Below are 19,065 nucleotides of genomic sequence, written 5' to 3'. Positions count from 1 at the left end.
GAGGACGCCCAGATGAGTATCTATGGAGTTGACCCGACGAGGACACGCAGTTATCGGCACGGCCGGAACGCTGCTTCTCGTCGGCGTCCTCGGCGACAGGCCTCTGGCCGTCGTTGGTGCTGCGACGCTCTGTGCATGGCTTCTCGTTGTTCAACACCGCGCAGTGTCACGCTTCGTCGCGTGCGACGAATCGCTCTCGGTGAGCGTAGCGACGGAACAGCTAGCTCTCCAACCGAACGAGAGAGGAACGCTCACGGTCGCTATCGAATTCGAGGAGACGCAGCGCCTCTCCGCCTCGGTAACGGTTGAGTGGCCGGTCGGCGTCGACGGAGAACGGCCGACGCTGATGGTCGGGCCCGAAACGAACCAAGCGGAGACGACGTGCACGTTCTCGGCACCCCTCGCCGGTCAATACGAACTGCCTGAGTTGCAGTGTAACTACACCGACGAGAGCGGTCTCTTCGAACAACGCGTCGGACGATCCGAACACACGAGTATCGTCGTAGAGACAGCGTCACTCTCTGACCTACAAGTCGGCGGCGACGACCTCGCCGCAAAGCTGTACGGCGAGCATCCGAACAATCAGAGCGGGTCCGGAACGGACGTAATGGGGATTCGGCGGTATATTCCCGGTGACTCACTGAGTCGAATCGACTGGAACTCGACCGCTCGCCTCGGCGACGCGTACGTCCGAGAGCTCGAAGACGAGTCGTCAAACCAGACGCGAATATTCCTCGACCGCCACGAGTCGATGAACGACGGGCCACCGGGCCGGAAGAAGTCCGACTACATGCGCGAAGTCGCTCTCGGTATCCTGCAGATACTCGAACGTGACTACGACCCCGTCGGGCTAACGCTCATCGACGAAGGCGGCATCCAGTTCGACAGCGATATCCGCGAGACACCGCGGCATTATCGCCAGTGTCGCCGCGTTCTGAACGCCGACCGAGACCGCGTCGCCGAGACGCGGAGTAGGCGGCACAACGAGGGGTGGACGGGAACGCCGTCTAACGTCGCACAGCAAATCGGAGCAAGACTGAGCGCACAGGACAACGAGTTCGCGACGGTGCTCCGACCGTTCTTCGAGGCGTCCGGATCATACACCCAACGGTTCGACTCGGAACCCTTGTTTAACGGACTTCGGGTGAAGACGTCGACGGAATTGACCCGCGGGTGGACCGTAATCTGTACGGACGACACTCGACCGCAAGAGACCCGAGAGGCGGTGAAAGCGACCGTCAGCGAGGGAACGCTCGTCACTGTCTTTCTGACACCGACAGTCCTCTTCGACGGTAGCTGGGCGGACACAGAACGGACGTACGAGCGCTACGTCGACTTCGAGACGTTCCGGAAGCAACTCAATGCGATGCCGGGTGTCCACGCGTACGAGGTTGCACCCGGAGAGCGGCGTACCGCAGTCCTCGAAGCGAGGCAGAACGAGCGCGACGACGAGGGTCTAAACGGAGGTGAGAACCATGCCCGAGCGTAGGGACCGAGCGATTCGATTCGTCCTCCTCCTTGGTGGAACCGCGAGCATCGCGGCGGCGTGGTGGTCCCTCACCGGCATGGGTGGCATCCTCTTGGCGTTCGCCGTCGCTATCGTCACCGCGGTAAGCACGCGGTACTACGGCGTCGCGATAGCGCACCTCGTCACACTCGCACTTACGTGGGAGCCGGCGTTAGTCACCGTCGCCCTCCTCGAAGCGGGGTCGTTCGCGTATCTCGCAACCGACCTCGGCGCCGATCGCCGCATAAGGGACGGGGTCGCGTTAGCCGTCGCCCTCGTGGTCTTCACTGGCGGTGTCACGGCGGTGGCCCGCAACGTCAGCACGCTTTGGTCGGCTGCCGTACTGATCGCTGTCACCGGCGGCCTTGGCTACCTACTACACCGGTACGGTGCACTTCAGCTCGATATGTTAACGGAGGGTAACACGTGAACAACGACAACAAGAGAGAGCGACGAGCCAAAAACGGCACGTCCGAGGGATCGCCCGCCGAACAGACGAACCCGAAGAACACCGAGAGAGGAGACGCTCGCCGCGTCCGTCGAACGGCGAATCAGAATGAGAAGACCGACGGTGACGAAGCGACTGACGCTTCGGAGGTGCGCCGACTCAAAGCCGAGAACGAGCGTCTCCGTGAACAGTACGCCCAGAGCCGTCGGTCACGACATCGGCGGACAGCCCTCGGTCTCGCCGTTGTTGGTCTCATCGCAGGCGGCATTGCCGCTCTCGTCCCGAGCGTTCGCGGCCCTCTCGTCGCCGTCGCTGCGACGGGCATCTTCGCCAGCGTGTTGACGTGGTATCTCACGCCCGAACGGTTCGTCCCCGCGGACGTCGGCGAGGCGGTGGTTTCGCCGTTACTGACGAACGAACGGGCCGTCGTCGACCAATTGAACCTCTCGGACCGGCGGACGTACGTCCGAACTGAGGACGGTCCGCGCGTCTACGTTCCGCGAACCCCTGTCGAGGGCGTTCCGTCAGGCGTGGACCTCGACGGCCCGTTCGTCGTCAGCGACGACGCGACGACGTCGGGCGTGGCGTTCGTCCCCAGCGGCGCAGAGCTCTACCGCGAGTTCGACGAGAGCGACCCCCTAGATGGAGACGACGAACCAGAAGCAGTCGTCGCTCGTCTCTGTGAGGCTCTCGTCGAGACGTTCGAGCTCGCCCGGTCGGCCGAATCGACGGTCGAAGCGACGGACGACGGTACCCACGTGACTGTCGAACTATCTGACCCGGCGTTCGGGTCGTCGGCCGACTTTGACCATCCCGTCAACTCGTTTCTCGCCGTCGGCATCACGACGGAGTTCGGTACGGCTGTCACAGCCGACGCGTCACGCCTCGATGATGGCCGAGTCGTCCTGACATACCGGTGGCCCGCCGGCCAAGTTGAGGCGGACGGCGGATCTGGCGAGTCCGTCCGAAACCGGTGATGATCAGACGGAACTGAGCCACGGTGGTATCCGAGAGCCTTCTGCTACGCTCGTTTCGCATGAGGCTCGTTTTGTTACTCAATAAGTACTACCTCGGCTCGGCGGAAATACACTCGTCTAATGTATTGCCGCGAACAGTTACGAACATAACACTGTAACGCCGAGTATTAATTAAGAAACATTATGGACCTGAATATCACCGACAGCGGCCAAGTAGCGGATAGACGGCGAAAAATCCGCTTGAATCGAGGGCGCTTAGACGAATCGACTTGACGGAACTGCTGTCACTGTCCTTCGGGGATGTCGATGCTCCCCTCCGGGGGGTCCACTGACTCGACGACCGTTCGGAGAACGTCCGCCGGGTCCCTCTCGTTGAGTTCAGCGTCGGTCGTGAGGATGATACGGTGGACGAGCGCCGGCTCGACCATCGTGAGGATATCGTCCGGAATCACGTAGTTGCGCCCCTGAATCGCCGCGTACGCCTTCGTCGCGTTGAGAAGCGAGAGCGTTGCACGCGTGGATGCGCCGTGTTGAATCTCCGTGGACTCCCGCGTCGCAGTCACTATGTCTAAGAGGAAATCGCGGACGGCCTCGGCGACGTGGACCTCCTCGACGAACTGCTGTGCATTAAACAGATCATCGATACTGACGACCTGTTCGACGTCCGTGGCGCTGAGTTCTGGACGGGAGTGGAAGCGGTCGATAAATCGTCGCTCGTCGCTCCACTCCAGATGATCCATCGTGTACTTGAGTTGGAATCGGTCCCGTTGGGCCTCCGGGAGTTCGAATGTCCCGTCCATCTCGATAGGGTTCTGCGTCGCGACGACCATGAACGGGTCGGGGAGCGAGAACGTCTCCCCGCCGATAGTTACCTGTCGCTCCTGCATCGATTCGAGAAGCGCGCTCTGTGCTTTCGGCGTCGCGCGGTTTATCTCGTCCGCAACGACGAGATTCGAGAAGACGGGACCGCGACGCACCTCGAACTCACCGGTCTGTTCGCGGTAGATCTCCGTGCCGGTGATGTCTGCCGGAAGGATGTCTGGCGTGAACTGGATGCGGTTGTAGTCCAATCCAGTCGCCCGAGCGAACAGGTTCGCTGTCATGGTCTTCCCGATACCGGGGACACCTTCGAGAAGGAGGTGTCCGCGAGTAAGCAGCGAGACGGTGAGTCCCTCGAGAATATCGTCGTTCCCGATGAGAACCGTTCCGACCTCCTCGCGAATCGTGTCGTAGAGTTCTACAGGCTCATTCATCTTCGTCACCTTCTCTCCGCTCTGTGTTAGGTTCTGCTATCGACGCACTGTCGCCGGGTCGTTCCGAGTCGGCAGGCGACGACGAGAGCGTCGGGAGGCGACCGGACTGTCGAAGGCCGACGACGAGTAAGCCAAAGAGACCGAGACCGACCTGCATGGCCGACGAGTCCTGTAGTCGAATGAGGGCGACGCGAAGCGGCGGTTGGGACTCCGAGTGCGAGTAGTCCAACAGTACGGTTTCGTGGCCGTCGACGAGTCCCGAGACGAAACGCGGGTTGTCCGCGCGTTTCTGCATCGCGTTGATGAACAGACTGGGGTCGCTGACGGCGATGACGCGTCCCTCCCCCACCTGATCGGCGGCGACGACGGGGTACGACCGGAAGGGTTCGTCCTGGTCCGGTTCGTCGTCGCCGTCAGTATCGAGGTAGGCGAACGAGGACGTTCGGACCAGTACCGTCCCATTCGTGTTGTTGAGGACCGTCCCGTGGTTCAGCATGATGGATTCGACGCCCTCGGTCGTCGCGTTGTCGCTGACGTTCGTCGCCTCCGGCATCGCCGTCGTTGGACCATGGTAACGCAAATCATGAACAGTCCGGCCGTCAAAACGCGTCTCGACGCCGAGGTCCGCTAATAGATCGTTTCCAGTGTTTCCGTAGTCCTCTGCGACGACGAGTGTCCCACCGGCCTCGACAAACTTGCGGAGTCGGTCCGCCTCCTCGTCAGTGTACGTACTGTCGGGCGCGATGACGAACGCCACGGTCTCGTTCGGGTTGACATCGTCGTACTCGTCTGTCTCGAGTGCGACAGTCGTTGTCGCGCCCGCCTCCGTCGCTGTGGAGCGAACGGTCGACGATCCATCCCACTCCGCGTTGTACACGCCGAAGGCTGCGGACGACATCGTTGCGGCGAAGATAAGGGCGACGATGCAGACGGCGACAAGGCCGACGAGAAGCGCCTGCGGAGTATCCATATCTGGGAGGCGCACTCAGATCACCTCTATTGGGAGAATTGCGAGTATCCTGCGGACAACGACGTATCCGAAGCCGATGATTCCGAGGACGGTTATCCACCGCAGACGACGTCGCCACCGTGGCGTGACCGAGAAGGGCGCGGTGAGTTCCGTGACGGCGAGAAAACCGATCAGCGAAACGACGAAGAATAACTCGTACGAGAACGCACTGAGGACACTCAGTACGAACAAACCGGCGAGCATCCACGCGAGTTGGGCGTAGACGAACCGCTCGCGTCGAGTGACGGCCATGGTTGTCGGTGGCGTTCGCCACCTATACGTAGTTTTCGGGTCGGAGATACGAGTGGTCGTACGAACGAAGCACCTATGCACGTTCGACGGGGACGAAGAGCTAATGCTTCCGTGGGCTCACGCTGCGTTCGGCTATCTTCTCTATTCGATCGGCTCTCGAATACGCGCTCATCGCCCTCCAGCGGGTGTACCTGTGCTCGCACTCGTCTTTGGGACGCAGTTTCCTGACCTCATAGACAAACCCGCCGCGTGGACGTTCGACGTGTTGGCGTCGGGGCGGAGCTTCACCCACTCGATTTTCACGTTCGCACTCGTCGTCGGCATCCTCTGGATAGCCTTTGACGACGTTCGTTCTCGAAGCCTCGTCACCGCATTCGGCGTCGGGTACGCCTCTCACCTTCTCGGCGACGCTGTCGGCCCGCTTTCGCACGGACACGTCGGACGTATCGGGTTCTTGCTGTGGCCGATACTACCGGGGCCGCAGGGCAACCACACGAGTTTCCTCCAATTCTTCCTAACCCGTCAGTGGTCACCGATGCTGGCGTTCGGAATCGTCCTCACCGTGTTCACGCTCGCCATCTGGGTGAAAGACGGGATGCCCGGCATCGCTGACGTGTTCTTCACAACCTCATCGGAGAAAGACGGGACGGGCTACGGAAGCCGATAGCTCACTCGCCCGACGCCGTCTCCGTCACCCGCGGTTCCGAGACGTTGATCTATAGGTGGGCTTCACGCTACGCGTTCTCGATAGTCGATTCAGCCGGTGTCTCGCCGTGGTACACCACGTACGTTAATCGACGGCGATCGCTCGTCATCGTTGGCTGTACCGACTGTTGCCGCTACCACGCCCGTTGTGTTCGAGCGCCATGCCAGCGCTCCGCGGCTGTTCCTCTTCGAGAACTGTCGTCACTATCGCTTCGATGCCGGTCGCGAAAAAACACTGCAAGAAGGACCGCAGAAAGGGAAACAGAGAGAGGAGGAGTCAGCTTAACTCGGGGTAAAGCTGCTCAGCAGCTGCGTCGTCCAGCCGACGAAGTCCTCGTCCGACGTGGAGTCTCCGGTGTCCTTCTCGTCCGATTTGTGTTCGGACTTGTCGTCCTCTTTGTTCCACTTGCCTTTGCACTTTACCGTGTTGACACCGTAGAACGACGATCCGCTCTCGACGTCGAATTCACCCGAGAGGATGAATTTGCTCTTGCCGTCTCCGAGGAGATGGGTCACCTTCGACGCGGGGAACTTCGCGATGAGTTTTTCCCCGTCCACCTCCACCTTGGTGGCGTGAATCCCATTGAGGGACGGTGCCACCGGTTGGTACGGAGTCAGCCTGACCGACTTCTTGTTGACATCGCTGAGGTCGAGACCTTCCTCGTCCTGCTGGAGCTTGGCCTTGACGGTGAAATAACCCTTCTTCCGCGAGTTGAGACGGCTCGGCGCTTTCACGTAGGCCGGAACCGCAGCCGGGAAGTCGAACTGCTTCGTTTTGGTGTCACCGTCGACGGGATACTTGACCGTGAGATCGTCGTAGTACACGTCGAGGACCTCTTTGTCCCGTATGCTCCCGCGGCCGACGCCGACGCCGACGAGTTCCGCATCCTCGCCGAAGCGGTCGACGAAGCTGTCGAACGACACTCCCTCGTCGCGGAGCCGGGTGGCGATGTTCTCGACCGTCTTGCTCGACAGGAACCTGCTGTTCGGTAGCGGCACGGCCCTCCACGTGCCCTCGCTCCCTCGCAGCGCCTTCGAAACGTTGAACGTCTTGAATTCGTCGTCCGACTCAGAGTCGGAGTCGACGCCGTCGTCCACGGTGATGACCGCGAGGTACCGCTGGGACGTCGGCTTCGCGTCCGAGCCTCCTTTGACGGTCTGGGCCGCGTACAGGCTGTCGACTTGGGACTGATGGGTCGACGAGAGGCTCTCGTACGACTGGTCCCAGCGCTGTTGTGCGATCTCGTCCTTCGACAGTTTGCTGTCGTCGAACTGGTTGACGTACACCTTGGCCGTGACGGACGACTCTAACGTCGTCTGGCTCAGGGTGAGGTAGTCGTGTCCGAACGCGTTCTGCGAAATCTCGTTGAGCGACTGGAAGTCAGCGTCGAACTGACTGCGGTATTTCTTGTCGACGGCGACCTGCTGTTTCGGCTCGAGGTCGAGGAAGTCCTCGCCGTACAACTTGTTCGCGAGTTCGTCGAGCGTCTTCGACTTCGACTTCGAGGGCGTCTCGACGACCGCGTACACCTCGTCGGGGGCGGCGCCGGTGTTCTCGGGTCCTTCGTAGTAGTCGAAGGATACCCGCTGGTCCGCAGTCGCCGTCCCGAGCGTGAACGGTTTCGACAGGCGCGCTCCGAGGTTGACCATGCTGATCGCGTAATCGCCCGTCTTCGACCCGTTGGACGTGATGTGGACGACGCCACTTCTGTCCGACGAGTCGTCGGTGGGGTCGCTGACGACGTGCATCTCCGCGTCGTACGAGGAGTTCATGTCACCGTCCCAGACGAGGGCGCGACCGTTCGGGAGTTCTTCGCTCTTTACCCCGTCATCTTCGTCATCTGTACTGGATCCGGCCGAGACCGAACCAACGCCGGCCGTCGAACCGACGGCGAGGGCGCCCGATGCAGCTAGTCCTCTGAGGTACGTCCTTCGATGTATACGCGTCATTGTGTGGCTCGTCTTAATTGACAACCACATCACATTTATAGTATTTTATTAGATATGCTAGATCTGCAGTGATTGAGGAAAGTCGCGGTCGGATACCACTTGCGTACCGATCACATGGTTCGCACTCGCTATCGCGTTACACTCATATCCTGATGGTCGATGTGTAAAAACGTACCGTCTCGAAGGTCGCTGGGTGCTGAATCCGCCAGTTTTCACCGCTTACCGGCGGAGGTCGACGTACGCCGGGATACGCGATAACTGCCACCCGACGACGGCGGCGCTTCCGGTGCCGATGGCGAACGCTATCGTGCCGCCGACGGCGTAGACGACGGGCGGCGTCCGCAGGAGGGATTCGAGGCCGACCAACCGAACGACGAGGTCGTTGGTAAGACCGACGGCGAGAGGTGTCGCGAGGAGACCGCCGATACCGCCCCCGAGGCAGATGAGAAGCGCTTGCACCCCGACGATGCCAACCAAGAGGCCCCGAGAGATACCCATCGCCTGTAGCGCCGCGAACTCCTCGCGTTGTTGGTAGACGACGATTGCCAGCAGGTTCACCGTGAGTGCGAGGCCGACGATGACGGCGAGACCGACGAGGACGAATCCACTCGCGATGATGAGAGCGTTCTGTTGGAGGATGCGCTGGAGTTGCTCTTGGTTCGTCCGGAACTCGTACTCGGGGTGTCGTGCAGCGAGTTCGTCGCTGACTGCCTGAGGATTCGCACCGTCTTTGAGGTCGAGCGTGAGGAACGTCGCCGGGTCGGTTCCGGTCGTTCCAGTCACTGTCTGCAGTTCGCTCAGGTGGACGGCCACCGTCGGCGTCCCGAGGAACTTGGAGAACGTGGGCGAGATGCCGACGACCGTAAACTTGTGCTCCGAGACGGTCTGGCGACTACCGCCGACGTAGATGGTGTCTCCGACGGAGACGTTCAGCAGTTCCGCCGTCCGCGGGTCGATGATCACCTCGCGAGTCATCGGGCCGTCGTACGACCCGTTGGCGTAGTGAACGTCGCCGCGCGAGAACTCGGAGCCGTTCTGGATCTCGACGCTTCCGGTGTTCGGGATACCGACGCCGGTCAGGAGTTTCGGCTCCGTATTCTTCGACGCCGCATACACCGTGTGGAACAACACCGGCGCGGCCGTTTTGACTTGGTCATGTTTACGGAACTGGCTCCCGAGGCGGTGCGCGTTCACGAACTGGCTCTCCAGCGAACCACCCCCCTCGGCGGAGAACTCGACCGGTCCGCCGGTCACCCAGATGTCGCGCCCGGCGGCGTCGAACTTCCGCTCGCCGGTGTCGATGACGCCGAATCCGACGCTAGCCAGAAGCGTCGTCAGAAGCACCGCTAGCGCGATTCCGACGACGGCGAGTGTGGTCCGTTCCGGGGCGCGGCGCAGTTGTGCGGCCGCGATACCCACCACGGCTCGCACTCGACTTCCGAACATTTATTGCAACACCTCCGTGACCGAATCCGACCGCCACGCGACGAGAATCGGATACGGCGTCGCCACGAACCCGACGACGACTGCGACGACCATGGCGTAGACGGGGAGCACCGGCGGGAAGAGCGCGAGCGAATCGATGCCCGTCTGTGCGAGGACGAGTCGGTTCAAAACGACGATGCCGGCACCGCCGAGGAGACAGCCGAACAGACCGCCGACGACGGCGACGGTCAGCGTTGAGGCGGCGACGAGTGCAATTCGCATCCGAGTGTCGAAGCCGACCGATTCGAGAATCGCGTAGCGCTGTCGGTCGGCGTCGATTTCGAGCGCCATCGTCGTCGCCAAGAATAGCGTCGAGACGACGAGCGCGATGGCGAGCGCCGCGGCACTCACGGCCAACGGGAGATCCGAGTTGAACAGGCTTCGCGTGGCGAGTCCGGAGCGGGCGACGACGGACGCGCCGGGGTAGACTTCCTTGATGTTGGATTTCGCCGACGGATCGTTCGTCTGGACGAGGAACTGGTCCGCGAGGTCACCGTCGTCCGCGCCGGTGAGCGACTGTAACTCGCTCAGATGGAAGACGGCGATAGGAACCTGACCCTGCGCCGTCTGCGTATCGGTTCCGTTGACCGCGGTGGTGGAGAAATCCTGTTTCATCCGTCCGGTTGAGAGTCCGAGTACCGACAGCGAGTCGCTCTCGGAGGCGTTCAAAACCTCGGCGGCTCCCGGGGAGAGAACGACTTCGCCCGTGAATTTACCGTCGTATGATCCGTTCGCGTAGTAGGGATCGCCCGACGACAGCGGAGCCGTGGAGACACCCGCGATAGCCGAATTCTGGTCTGACGGAATGACGCCGACGGCGAGAACGAACTCCGGTTCGGAACTGTGCTCGCCCCGCATCTTGACGAGTTCGACGAGTACCGGCGTCGAACTCGTGACGCCGGCCACGTCCTGTAGTTGACTCTGTCTCGCGTGAACGTCGCCGAGTTGCGCGCTCTCGGCGCTGAACACCGTCGTCTGTGTTGTTCCGCCCTCGGGGACGAGCCAGTAATCCACGTTGTCCCCGTAGACGGTAGACTCCGTCGCGAGTCCGAAACTGAGGCCCGTGACGACGACGAGCAACGCGACGGTGATGGCGACGATAGAGACGGTGAGCGCCGTTCGGTTCGGCAGGTCCGAGACGAGACGCCCGACGACGCGACGAACCGCGAGGCCGATGAGTCCTCGCCACCGGGCGATTCGCGACCCGGTTCGAGACGGGTCGTCGATGCGAGGGTCGTTCGTCATTGGGAATCGTCCCTGCGCCCGTCCACGAGTCGGATTCGGCGGTCGGTGCGGTCGAGAACTTGTTCGTCGTGAGAGGCGACGACGACCACTCGATCGTCGCTGAACTCGATGACGTGGTCGAGGATGCGTGCGCCCGTCTCTCTGTCGAGTTCGCCGGTCGGTTCGTCCATGAGGAGCACTTGTGGGTCCGTGACGAGAGCGCGTGCGATAGCGACGCGCTGTTGCTCGCCGCCGCTGAGTTGGCCGGGAGTGTGCGTCGTCCGATCGCCGAGTCCGACTCGGTCGAGGAGGTCTACCGCGCGTTCGCGACGCTCTCGCTTCGGGACGCCAGACTGAACCAACGGGAGGGCGACGTTCGCGCGCGCCGACAGGGACGGCAGCAGTTGGAACCGCTGGAACACGAGCCCGACGTTGCGGTGCCGGAGACGGCTCCGTTTCTGTGCTGACTGAGCGCCGATATCGACGCCCGCGAGTTCGACCCGTCCGCTCGTGGGCGTCGAGAGACCCGCGAGGAGGTGGACGAGCGTGGACTTTCCGCTTCCGCTCGGGCCTTCGATGCCGATGAACTCGCCCGCGCGAACGTCGAGGGAGACGCCGTCGAGGGCGCGGACGGTCACTCCCCCTTGTTGGTGCCACGGGAGGAGCGAGGTGCCGCCTCCCCGACGATATTCCTGAACGACATCGATGCACCGGAGGAGAGTCTCCGGACTCCCTGATAGGTCGTCAGATTCGACAGAGCGTGCTCTCGTCTCGCGTTCCATAAACTGTCGTCCGTGAGTTCAGAGGCCGATGGTATATGGTTTGTTCTTGTTGGTAGATTCGCCACCGGCAGTGTCTCTCTCGCCCGTGCCTACACAGTAGCTCATGCCCACGCCCGAGTGGCTCGCAGAGGATAGTTCGTGGTCTGAGAGGTCTCTATCAACGAGCTTTGTCTGCGGGTTCCGAATCAAAGGTATGATTCACACACCCGCTGGACACCCTCTTCGAAGGAAACCTCGGGTTCCCAGCCTGTTGCTTCCTGCATCTTCGAGATATCGGCCTTGGTATCGTGCACGTAGATATCGAAGGGATTCTCGATGTACTTCGGTTCGATATCGGTGCCGAGTTCCTCGTTTATCATCTCGACCATCGTATTGAAATCGTAGCTCTCGCCCGTGCCGAGGTTGTAGATACCCTGCAGTTCGTGATCCGCGGCGAGTTCCATACCGCGGACGATGTCGTCGACGTGCGTGAAGTCGCGAGTCTGGGTGCCGTCGCCGAACAACTCCGGCCGCTCGCCGTTGGCGATCTTGTCGGCGAACTGGGCGACGGTGTTGGCATACTTACCTTTGTGCTCTTCGGCCCCGCCGTAGCCCTGATAGACCGAGAAGAACCGCATACCAGCAAGCCGCATGCCGTAGTGATGATGGAAGTACTCGGCGTACCTCTCGCGGGCAAGTTTCGACGCTTCGTAGCCTGTTCGGGCCTCGATAGCCATATCTTCAGGGGAGGGCTCAGTTCGTGAGCCGTAGATAGAGGAGGTCGTCGCATACACGACTGTTTCACACCCATCTTTGCGCGCCTGCTCAACCGTATTCACAAATCCTTCTACATTCACGCGGACACCAGTAGTTGGGTCGTCTTCATGCATCTTGTAGGAGGATAGCGCAGCGAGGTGAAACACCACATCGACATCCTCTGTCGGGAGATCCTCATCGAGAACGCTTGTGTTGACAAATTCAACGCGTTCATCAAGGTTATCGGCAGTACCAAGATACAGATCGTCGACTGCGATAACGTCGTTATCTACCGTGAGATGGTTAGCGAGATTCGAGCCAATAAAGCCGGCTCCGCCAGTGACAAGAACACGCTTATCCTGCATGACACTGAGTTGAGGGAACGCACCCAAATAGATGTTGATCGACAACGCACGTGTACTACAACGGCATAATCCACCGGTGCCTCAAATAGGTAATTTCGTCACTTATTTGCTCAAGACCAATTAATATCGTCTGATGGACGAAGTTAAATGGATCTCGGAGGAGGATTGGGAAACCATCGTAGGTCAAATTCCGATAGTTTCTGTCGACCTTATCGTACTCCATAAGGGCGGAGTTCTATTAGGCAAACGTGAGAACGAACCGGCCAAAGGGGAGTGGTTTGTCCCTGGAGGGCGAGTGAACAAAGGGGAAACGCTCGCTGATGCGGTTCACCGAATTGGCCGAGAAGAGCTCGGGACCGATGTCGAGATCGTCGACTCCCTCGGTGCTTACGAGCATTTTTACGAGACCGCCGATGTAGAGAGCGCTGGCGGAAAGCACTATGTGGCAAACGGATTCGTCGTGAAACCCAAAAGTACCGACTTCACCCCCGACGCACAGCACTCTGACTTCCGTGTGTTTCACACACCCCCAGCTGACCTCCATACATACACAGCTCAGTATCTTGAGGATACTAGCGAACTTAGTGGATTTTGACGATGACAGAATATCTCCAAGTCTGATAATTTTATGAAGGAAAAGTTAGTTAACCCTCCTATACAATGGGATATTTGATGAAGCTAGAATCGCAGTTAGCGGACCGTCCAGTATTCGTAACTGGAGCTGATGGATTTGTTGGTTCACATCTGGTCGACACGCTTGTGGAGTATGGCGCTGATGTTCACGCATTTGTCCGTGCAACATCTAGTGGTGAACTTAACAACATCGTACATAGAGCAGATCAAATTACGGTTCACCGAGGGGATCTACGAGACAGGCACTCGGTTCGAAAAGCGCTTTCCGCACTCGAAGGCCACGACGATTCGATAATCTTCCACCTTGGAGCACAGGCCCACGTGGGAGAATCCTGGGACCGGCCATATGAGACAATCGACACTAACATTTACGGGACTCTCAATCTTCTCCAATCCATCGTAGATCTTGACCTCGAGATCTACAAGTTCGACGTTGCAGGAACAAGCGAGGAGTACGGAAACGTCCGAGAGGAGGTAATCGACAACCATGAATTTAATGACGATGGGGGAGTCCTTCTAAGTGAACGATCACCGGTCAATCCAACGAGTATCTATGCGACGTCGAAGCTCGGAGCGGACTTCCTCACGATGAATTATTACGACGCGTATAATTTGCCGACCGTCACAACGCGGATGTTCAACAACTACGGCCCTCGTCAAAATCCGCGTTATATTACTGGGACGATTATAACGCAGGCGCTTGAACGCGAGATCGTTGAGCTTGGAAATCTCACTCCACGGAGGGACATGTGTTATGTGAGCGACGGCGTTCGCGGACACCTCCACGTCGCACTTGAGGGAACTCCTGGCGAGCAGTATGTCTACGGCTACGGGGAGAATATTTCGATGCGGGATTGGACCGAAACAATCTTGGATGTCGGCCGTGAGCATGGGTACTGGGGTTCCGTGGAGATCGTTCAAGACGAGGACCGATATCGACCTGGAGATAGTGACGTCGAAGAGCTCTTAGTCGGATATGAGAAGCTTCACAACGAAACTGGATGGGAACCCGAGGTTAGCTGGCGTGAAGGGATCCATCAAACCATCGACTGGTACGCAAATAATAAACCGTCTTGGTATGGGCGGGTGGATTGGCGATGACGGAGAAGCACGATTACTGGGATGACAAAACGGTTATGGTTACTGGAGGTGCCGGATTCCTCGGCAGCCACCTTGTAGAGCAATTAAAATACAGGTCTGATCAGGTAGACATCTTCATTCCGCGGAGCAGCGAGTACGACCTCCGGAAGAAAACGGACATCCAACAGGCGTTCGATGATTCGGAGGCTGACGTCGTAATCCATCTCGCTGCATCCGTCGGTGGCATTGGTGCAAATCGAGAAAACCCCGGTCGCTACTTCTATGATAACGCGATCATGGGGATCGAACTCATCGAACAGGCGCGGCAGTACGGCGTTGATAAGTTTACGATCCTAGGAACGATCTGTTCGTATCCGAAGGTCACGGACATTCCGTTTAAGGAAGAAAATCTCTTTGACGGATATCCCGAAGAGACGAATGCACCGTATGGTATCGCAAAGAAGGCGCTTCTCACTCAATCGAAAGCGTACCGGAAGCAGTACAATTTCAATAGCATCTATCTGATGCCAGTCAATCTCTATGGACCCCGCGACGATTTCGATCTCGAAACTTCGCACGTGATCCCCGCGATCATCCGTAAGTGCATTGAGGCCCGTGAGCGCGGCGATGACTCGATTACTGCGTGGGGGACAGGTGAACCAACTCGGGAGTTCCTTTACGTGAAAGACGCCGCAGAGGGGATTCTCGATGCAACTGAGTCCTATAACAAGAGCGACCCGGTCAATCTTGGGAGTGGATCCGAGATTAGTATTCAAGAACTTATCGAGTTAATTGCGGATCTCACAGACTTCAACGGTGAGATCAAGTGGGATACCTCTAAACCGGACGGTCAGCCACGACGTCGACTCAACGTCTCGCGAGCGAAAGAAGAATTTGGATGGGAAGCGGACACAGAGTTTGTCGACGGCCTCAAAGAAACAATCGAGTGGTACGAAGAGAATCGAGACTGAATATTACTGTTTAACGACGGCTGCAGGATTTTTGTCACTTATTCGGGTTAACAATTGATAGTAGCGATCAATTGCTACGTCTTGAGTGAACTTCTCTTCGAAGACCTCGCGGGCGTTCTTCCCTTGCTCTTTGACGAGTTCGGGGTTCTCTCTCCACGTTTTGATTGCCTCAACCACGCCATCGACATCTTCCTGCGGTACTTGGATCCCTGACTCCGCTTGCGTGACTATCTGGGCCTCATCATCATAAGGCTGAGTGATAGTGAGGATAGGCATCCCCGCGGCCATTGCCGTATAGAGTTTACTCGATACGCAGATTCCCTCAAAGCCCTCTCGAACAGTAACCACCGACACATCTCCGGAGGTAAGGCTGTACGGGACATCTTCCCAGGGCTGATACGGAAGGAATCGTATGGTGTCTCCTGTCAACTCTAGTTCTTCTGCTAACTCAACGATATTGTCTTTGTTGTCACCTTCGCCAATGATGACGAAGCAGACATCATCTTCTTTGAAGTTAGCTGCTGCCTTGACGACCGTTTCAAGATCGTGGAACTCAGCGATGTTCCCTGAATAAAGTACCGTAAATTGATCGACAAGATTGTGCTGCTCACTAAACCAGTTGTTCTCCTTGTCTTTCGGTTGAATAAACGATTCATCTGCCCAATTGTCGATGATTGCAACATCACTTTCCTTTAAACCCGGTTGTGCACTTTTTACGAGCCGATCCCTCATGGCAGGCCCAAGCGCAACAACGTTTTTCGCCCTCTGGAGAGCTTGGGCATCGAACCAAGTCCATATTTGATCGATAATTCCTCCTTCTTGAATATATCCTAGTTCGACAGGTTGGTCTGGGTACACATCGTGAACAATATACGTGTAGTCCCACTGACGTATCTCACAGACAATCCACAGTAAAGCCGGTAAAAACGGAGGATTCGAGACGAAAACTATCTCTCGTTCCTTCTCTGGTTGGCTAATAAGTAACGTTATAGACATCCAGATTGAGAATACGACCCAGTTGAAGAGCCGTCTTACAAGAGACGTTTGTCTTACTTGAGGAGCACGTATTCGCTTTACGAGAACTCCATCGTGAGTCGACACACGCGGCTGTTTCTCGTTTTTGCCACTGTGGTAATTCGGCTGGCCCGTGTAAACGGTCATATCGAGCCCTCGTTCCTGAAGACCAATTGCTAAGTCCGTCATTAGCTTACCCGTTGATGCTGTATCCGGATGATAGTATTCTGTAACTAACACCGTTTCTTTTTCTGGTTTCATATCTGTATGTAAATAGAATACGTTTAAACTATAGGTATCCCAAATCCTCTAAACGAGACTCAACATCATCTTCCATTTCATTTTGAAGGTAATGTGCATCAACATCTAGTTCATTGAGCCTAGAGAGAACTGCTTGACGAACTAATCTACCTTCTGAGCTATCTGTCTTCTCTTGAACAAATCCATCCTTTAAATTGAAGAGACGGTGCTCATCTTTAATCTCGTTACCTTCGTATAACCAGTTGGTAGAGCGTGCTCCCACAACCACCTCTCCCTGTACTTCATGTTCTGCCATAATCATCTCCCTTGGTTCATCTCTCCCCGGTAGTCGTCCCTCGTACTCAGTAGGAATCTCAACTTCAAGGACATCATGTATGAGTGGTGGTATATCAAGTAGACTTATGAGTTGATCTTGAGCGTCTCTTAAGTACTCAGGACCGTTGACAACAATAAGCGGTACATGGAGTAGTTCATCGAACATACGCTCTGGTTTTCCGTATAGTCCGTGATCACCGAAGAGTTCGCCATGATCAGATGTTACCAAAATCGTAGTCTCATCATATAGACCTTGATTTTTAAGCGTCTCAACTATCCGTTGGATTTGGTCGTCCACATACGCAATAGAGGCATCATACAAAAGTCGTAGTTTCTTAATCTCAACTTCAGATAGGGATTCTGGATCGCGAAGAAGAGCAGAATACAATTCAGAGACTTCAGTTTGTGTTACATCTTGAACTGTATACTTCTCGCGGTATTCTTCAGGTGGAAAACAGGGATGGTGGACATCCATATAATGTGTCCAACAGAAAAATGGTTGATTTGCTTCCTTCAGCCATTTAATCGTATCCTCTGTAATCACGTCTGCGCTAACGTAAGGACGTGGCTTTCCCTTAATAATCTGATACGATTTTTTGATAATATCCGTGAGATGCAGAATATTATCTATCTGAGCCAATTTTTGATTATTGATCTCTATACCTCTTGGGAAAATTTTCGTTGCTATCCCCATTAGGGCATTCTGATAGTCTTCAAAGCAGTCGAACCCGACATCATAGTTGAAGTGCCTTGACAAAAATGGATTACACTGAAAAGCTGCCGTTGAGATCCCTTCTGATTGGAGATTTTGAGCCACTCTTGGTCGTTCCTCTGTCAATGGTCCTAACCCGCCGTAAGATAGCGGATACGTCCCCGTGATCATAGCAGGGAAAGATGGGGTTGTCCCAGGTCCAGTAGCGAAGGCATGGCTAAATGAAATTCCGTTTTCAGACAAGGCAGCCATCGTCGGTGAGTTTGTTTCGTTTGAGCTGTGTGGCTCAAATGAATCCTTCCGTAAGGAGTCGATAGTGATTAAAAGTACGTTCTTAGTCATTTACTCTCTGTATTGCTCATTTTCCGTCACCCAATATACATCTTATGTATTACTCATTTCTAAGGGTCAGTGATAGCCGAGTGCTTCCAATTGGCTGGCAGTTTCGGAAGTCACATCGCTCGGTGGCTCAAGCGACGGTTTCATTTCTCCTGTATCCTCAGCGGATGTTGTGACCCAAGGAACACGTCTCACTGGAGATCTTGGATCGCCCGCAATGTGAGCGTAGCAATACTGTTCCCCAAATCCGTCTCCATGGTCCGCTGTAATAACTACCTTATCAGCATCAATATTATTCAGTAGCGGTTCTACGCCTTCTTTTAATACATATCTCAGGTCACTAACATGATTACTGAAAACCCGTTCTCTGTCCCCACCATTTTTCAGATATGTAAAGGGATCTTTCTCTTCGGGTCTGAGCTCTCGACCTTCAGAGATAGCTTGTGAGATATGTGGACGATGTGGAGGCATATAATGGATGATCATTCGTTCAGGCGATTCTTCACGGTGTAATTTAACAGCGCGTTGAGTGACATCATATGGAAGGACATGGTTATATCTGTCATCCGTGGCGTACTGCCAGGGTTGATCAATGAGCTGGAACTCATCAGCATGTACTGTATTCCAGTCTGTCCATGCAAAGTACGCTCCCTTATCATCCTCTGGAAATTGCCGATCAAAAATTGTGTGCTGAACGTGTGGGTTCGCAGAGACTAAAACGGTTTCATTAATCTGTTCTATATTTCGCTCACTAAACGTGTGAGCAATCCACTCACTACTGGTACTTCCAACTGAACGTATACTATCAACATGGTCAATGAAATTGAACCCGTCTGAGACCTTTTTCATCGCATCGACACGAGCAGTATCTAGGACAATTAGCACATCCCACTCCTTGTCGTAAACATTTTCCCCAAATTCTATACGAGAGAGAGCAGACATAGACAGCCCAACATATCCGCGGTATGCAGTTTCTAGGAGTTTCCACCAGCCTTGATGAGCCTTGTTCCTTATCATTCTGTTAGAGTTAATTCGCAAGAGACATGAG

Annotated in this window: 18 protein-coding genes; 7 read left to right on the top strand and 11 right to left on the bottom strand. The window is 56.5% G+C overall.

Annotated features, from left to right (window positions below):
• Positions 1–22: 22 nt before the first annotated feature.
• Genes ACZ522_RS00855 through ACZ522_RS00845 form a run of 3 tightly spaced genes read left to right on the top strand, consistent with a single transcriptional unit; the run spans position 23 to position 2,932 of the window.
• Positions 23–1,489 carry a DUF58 domain-containing protein gene (locus ACZ522_RS00855; protein WP_464391696.1) on the top strand — a complete coding sequence of 489 codons (1,467 nt, stop codon included), beginning with the start codon at positions 23–25 and terminating at the stop codon, positions 1,487–1,489.
• Positions 1,476–1,937, top strand: a complete 462-nt coding sequence (locus tag ACZ522_RS00850; RefSeq protein ID WP_464391695.1) for a hypothetical protein — start codon at positions 1,476–1,478, stop codon at positions 1,935–1,937. Before ACZ522_RS00855 ends, ACZ522_RS00850 begins: the two co-directional genes overlap by 14 nt.
• On the top strand, positions 1,934–2,932 hold the full coding sequence (locus ACZ522_RS00845; RefSeq protein ID WP_464391694.1) for a DUF7982 domain-containing protein: 999 nt from the start codon (positions 1,934–1,936) through the stop codon (positions 2,930–2,932). Before ACZ522_RS00850 ends, ACZ522_RS00845 begins: the two co-directional genes overlap by 4 nt.
• Positions 2,933–3,216: 284 nt before the next feature.
• Here the strand turns inward: ACZ522_RS00845 and ACZ522_RS00840 are convergent, their stop codons facing one another.
• The 3 genes from ACZ522_RS00840 to ACZ522_RS00830 are packed head-to-tail and all read right to left on the bottom strand — an operon-like array spanning position 3,217 to position 5,446.
• Positions 3,217–4,185 (bottom strand): AAA family ATPase, encoded by a 969-nt coding sequence (locus ACZ522_RS00840; protein ID WP_464391693.1) that lies wholly within the window; start codon positions 4,183–4,185, stop codon positions 3,217–3,219.
• Positions 4,178–5,155 (bottom strand): DUF4350 domain-containing protein, encoded by a 978-nt coding sequence (locus ACZ522_RS00835; protein WP_464391692.1) that lies wholly within the window; start codon positions 5,153–5,155, stop codon positions 4,178–4,180. Before ACZ522_RS00835 ends, ACZ522_RS00840 begins: the two co-directional genes overlap by 8 nt.
• Before the next feature lie 15 nt (positions 5,156–5,170).
• Entirely contained in the window at positions 5,171–5,446 is a 276-nt protein-coding gene (locus ACZ522_RS00830) for a hypothetical protein (protein WP_464391691.1), read from the bottom strand.
• Between ACZ522_RS00830 and ACZ522_RS00825 the strand changes: the two genes are divergently transcribed.
• Positions 5,445–6,113 (top strand): metal-dependent hydrolase, encoded by a 669-nt coding sequence (locus ACZ522_RS00825; protein ID WP_464391690.1) that lies wholly within the window; start codon positions 5,445–5,447, stop codon positions 6,111–6,113. The two genes, ACZ522_RS00830 and ACZ522_RS00825, sit on opposite strands and share 2 nt — an antisense overlap.
• A 320-nt stretch (positions 6,114–6,433) precedes the next feature.
• Here ACZ522_RS00825 and ACZ522_RS00820 read toward each other — a convergent pair whose 3' ends face one another.
• The 5 genes from ACZ522_RS00820 to ACZ522_RS00800 form a co-directional block, all read right to left on the bottom strand.
• Positions 6,434–7,924 carry a hypothetical protein gene (locus ACZ522_RS00820; RefSeq protein ID WP_464391689.1) on the bottom strand — a complete coding sequence of 497 codons (1,491 nt, stop codon included), beginning with the start codon at positions 7,922–7,924 and terminating at the stop codon, positions 6,434–6,436.
• Between the two features lie 396 nt (positions 7,925–8,320).
• Positions 8,321–9,523 (bottom strand): ABC transporter permease, encoded by a 1,203-nt coding sequence (locus tag ACZ522_RS00815; RefSeq protein WP_464391688.1) that lies wholly within the window; start codon positions 9,521–9,523, stop codon positions 8,321–8,323.
• Positions 9,524–9,547: 24 nt separating this feature from the next.
• On the bottom strand, positions 9,548–10,831 hold the full coding sequence (locus ACZ522_RS00810) for an FtsX-like permease family protein (RefSeq protein WP_464391687.1): 1,284 nt from the start codon (positions 10,829–10,831) through the stop codon (positions 9,548–9,550).
• The gene (locus ACZ522_RS00805) at positions 10,828–11,592 is read right to left on the bottom strand and encodes an ABC transporter ATP-binding protein (RefSeq protein ID WP_464391686.1); all 765 of its coding nucleotides are present in this window, start codon (positions 11,590–11,592) and stop codon (positions 10,828–10,830) included. Before ACZ522_RS00805 ends, ACZ522_RS00810 begins: the two co-directional genes overlap by 4 nt.
• A 185-nt stretch (positions 11,593–11,777) precedes the next feature.
• Entirely contained in the window at positions 11,778–12,692 is a 915-nt protein-coding gene (locus ACZ522_RS00800) for an NAD-dependent epimerase/dehydratase family protein (protein ID WP_464391685.1), read from the bottom strand.
• A gap of 133 nt (positions 12,693–12,825) precedes the next feature.
• Between ACZ522_RS00800 and ACZ522_RS00795 the strand changes: the two genes are divergently transcribed.
• The 3 genes from ACZ522_RS00795 to ACZ522_RS00785 all read left to right on the top strand — a co-directional run bounded on the left by ACZ522_RS00795 (position 12,826) and on the right by ACZ522_RS00785 (position 15,376).
• A complete protein-coding gene (locus tag ACZ522_RS00795) occupies positions 12,826–13,287 on the top strand; it encodes an NUDIX domain-containing protein (protein ID WP_464391684.1) in 462 nt (153 codons plus the stop codon).
• Positions 13,288–13,364: 77 nt separating this feature from the next.
• On the top strand, positions 13,365–14,426 hold the full coding sequence (locus tag ACZ522_RS00790) for a GDP-mannose 4,6-dehydratase (protein WP_464391683.1): 1,062 nt from the start codon (positions 13,365–13,367) through the stop codon (positions 14,424–14,426).
• The gene (locus tag ACZ522_RS00785) at positions 14,423–15,376 is read left to right on the top strand and encodes a GDP-L-fucose synthase family protein (RefSeq protein ID WP_464391682.1); all 954 of its coding nucleotides are present in this window, start codon (positions 14,423–14,425) and stop codon (positions 15,374–15,376) included. The genes ACZ522_RS00790 and ACZ522_RS00785 overlap by 4 nt, the downstream gene beginning before the upstream one ends.
• Before the next feature lie 3 nt (positions 15,377–15,379).
• On the opposite strand, the gene ACZ522_RS00780 is transcribed toward ACZ522_RS00785, so the two are convergent.
• The 3 genes from ACZ522_RS00780 to ACZ522_RS00770 form a co-directional block, all read right to left on the bottom strand.
• On the bottom strand, positions 15,380–16,651 hold the full coding sequence (locus ACZ522_RS00780; RefSeq protein ID WP_464391681.1) for a glycosyltransferase family 4 protein: 1,272 nt from the start codon (positions 16,649–16,651) through the stop codon (positions 15,380–15,382).
• Between the two features lie 28 nt (positions 16,652–16,679).
• Positions 16,680–18,020, bottom strand: a complete 1,341-nt coding sequence (locus ACZ522_RS00775; protein ID WP_464391680.1) for a sulfatase — start codon at positions 18,018–18,020, stop codon at positions 16,680–16,682.
• A gap of 66 nt (positions 18,021–18,086) precedes the next feature.
• A complete protein-coding gene (locus tag ACZ522_RS00770) occupies positions 18,087–19,034 on the bottom strand; it encodes a hypothetical protein (RefSeq protein ID WP_464391679.1) in 948 nt (315 codons plus the stop codon).
• Positions 19,035–19,065: the final 31 nt, after the last annotated feature.

This window comes from Halopelagius fulvigenes, from assembly GCF_055398025.1.
The sequence above is the reverse complement of the archived record's forward strand: the minus strand, read 5'-3'. Positions and strand labels throughout refer to the sequence as shown.

Excerpts from the sequence above, each read along its gene's own strand:
- ACZ522_RS00810 (WP_464391687.1), bottom strand. The coding sequence starts at position 10,831 with ATGACGAACGACCCTCGCATCGACGACCCGTCTCGAACCGGGTCGCGA.
- ACZ522_RS00780 (WP_464391681.1), bottom strand. The coding sequence starts at position 16,651 with ATGAAACCAGAAAAAGAAACGGTGTTAGTTACAGAATACTATCATCCG.
- ACZ522_RS00790 (WP_464391683.1), top strand. The coding sequence starts at position 13,365 with ATGAAGCTAGAATCGCAGTTAGCGGACCGTCCAGTATTCGTAACTGGA.
- ACZ522_RS00825 (WP_464391690.1), top strand. The coding sequence starts at position 5,445 with ATGGTTGTCGGTGGCGTTCGCCACCTATACGTAGTTTTCGGGTCGGAG.
- ACZ522_RS00795 (WP_464391684.1), top strand. The coding sequence starts at position 12,826 with ATGGACGAAGTTAAATGGATCTCGGAGGAGGATTGGGAAACCATCGTA.
- ACZ522_RS00775 (WP_464391680.1), bottom strand. The coding sequence starts at position 18,020 with ATGACTAAGAACGTACTTTTAATCACTATCGACTCCTTACGGAAGGAT.
- ACZ522_RS00805 (WP_464391686.1), bottom strand. The coding sequence starts at position 11,592 with ATGGAACGCGAGACGAGAGCACGCTCTGTCGAATCTGACGACCTATCA.
- ACZ522_RS00855 (WP_464391696.1), top strand. The coding sequence starts at position 23 with ATGGAGTTGACCCGACGAGGACACGCAGTTATCGGCACGGCCGGAACG.
- ACZ522_RS00800 (WP_464391685.1), bottom strand. The coding sequence starts at position 12,692 with ATGCAGGATAAGCGTGTTCTTGTCACTGGCGGAGCCGGCTTTATTGGC.
- ACZ522_RS00840 (WP_464391693.1), bottom strand. The coding sequence starts at position 4,185 with ATGAATGAGCCTGTAGAACTCTACGACACGATTCGCGAGGAGGTCGGA.
- ACZ522_RS00770 (WP_464391679.1), bottom strand. The coding sequence starts at position 19,034 with ATGATAAGGAACAAGGCTCATCAAGGCTGGTGGAAACTCCTAGAAACT.
- ACZ522_RS00835 (WP_464391692.1), bottom strand. The coding sequence starts at position 5,155 with ATGGATACTCCGCAGGCGCTTCTCGTCGGCCTTGTCGCCGTCTGCATC.
- ACZ522_RS00850 (WP_464391695.1), top strand. The coding sequence starts at position 1,476 with ATGCCCGAGCGTAGGGACCGAGCGATTCGATTCGTCCTCCTCCTTGGT.
- ACZ522_RS00830 (WP_464391691.1), bottom strand. The coding sequence starts at position 5,446 with ATGGCCGTCACTCGACGCGAGCGGTTCGTCTACGCCCAACTCGCGTGG.
- ACZ522_RS00785 (WP_464391682.1), top strand. The coding sequence starts at position 14,423 with ATGACGGAGAAGCACGATTACTGGGATGACAAAACGGTTATGGTTACT.
- ACZ522_RS00820 (WP_464391689.1), bottom strand. The coding sequence starts at position 7,924 with ATGAACTCCTCGTACGACGCGGAGATGCACGTCGTCAGCGACCCCACC.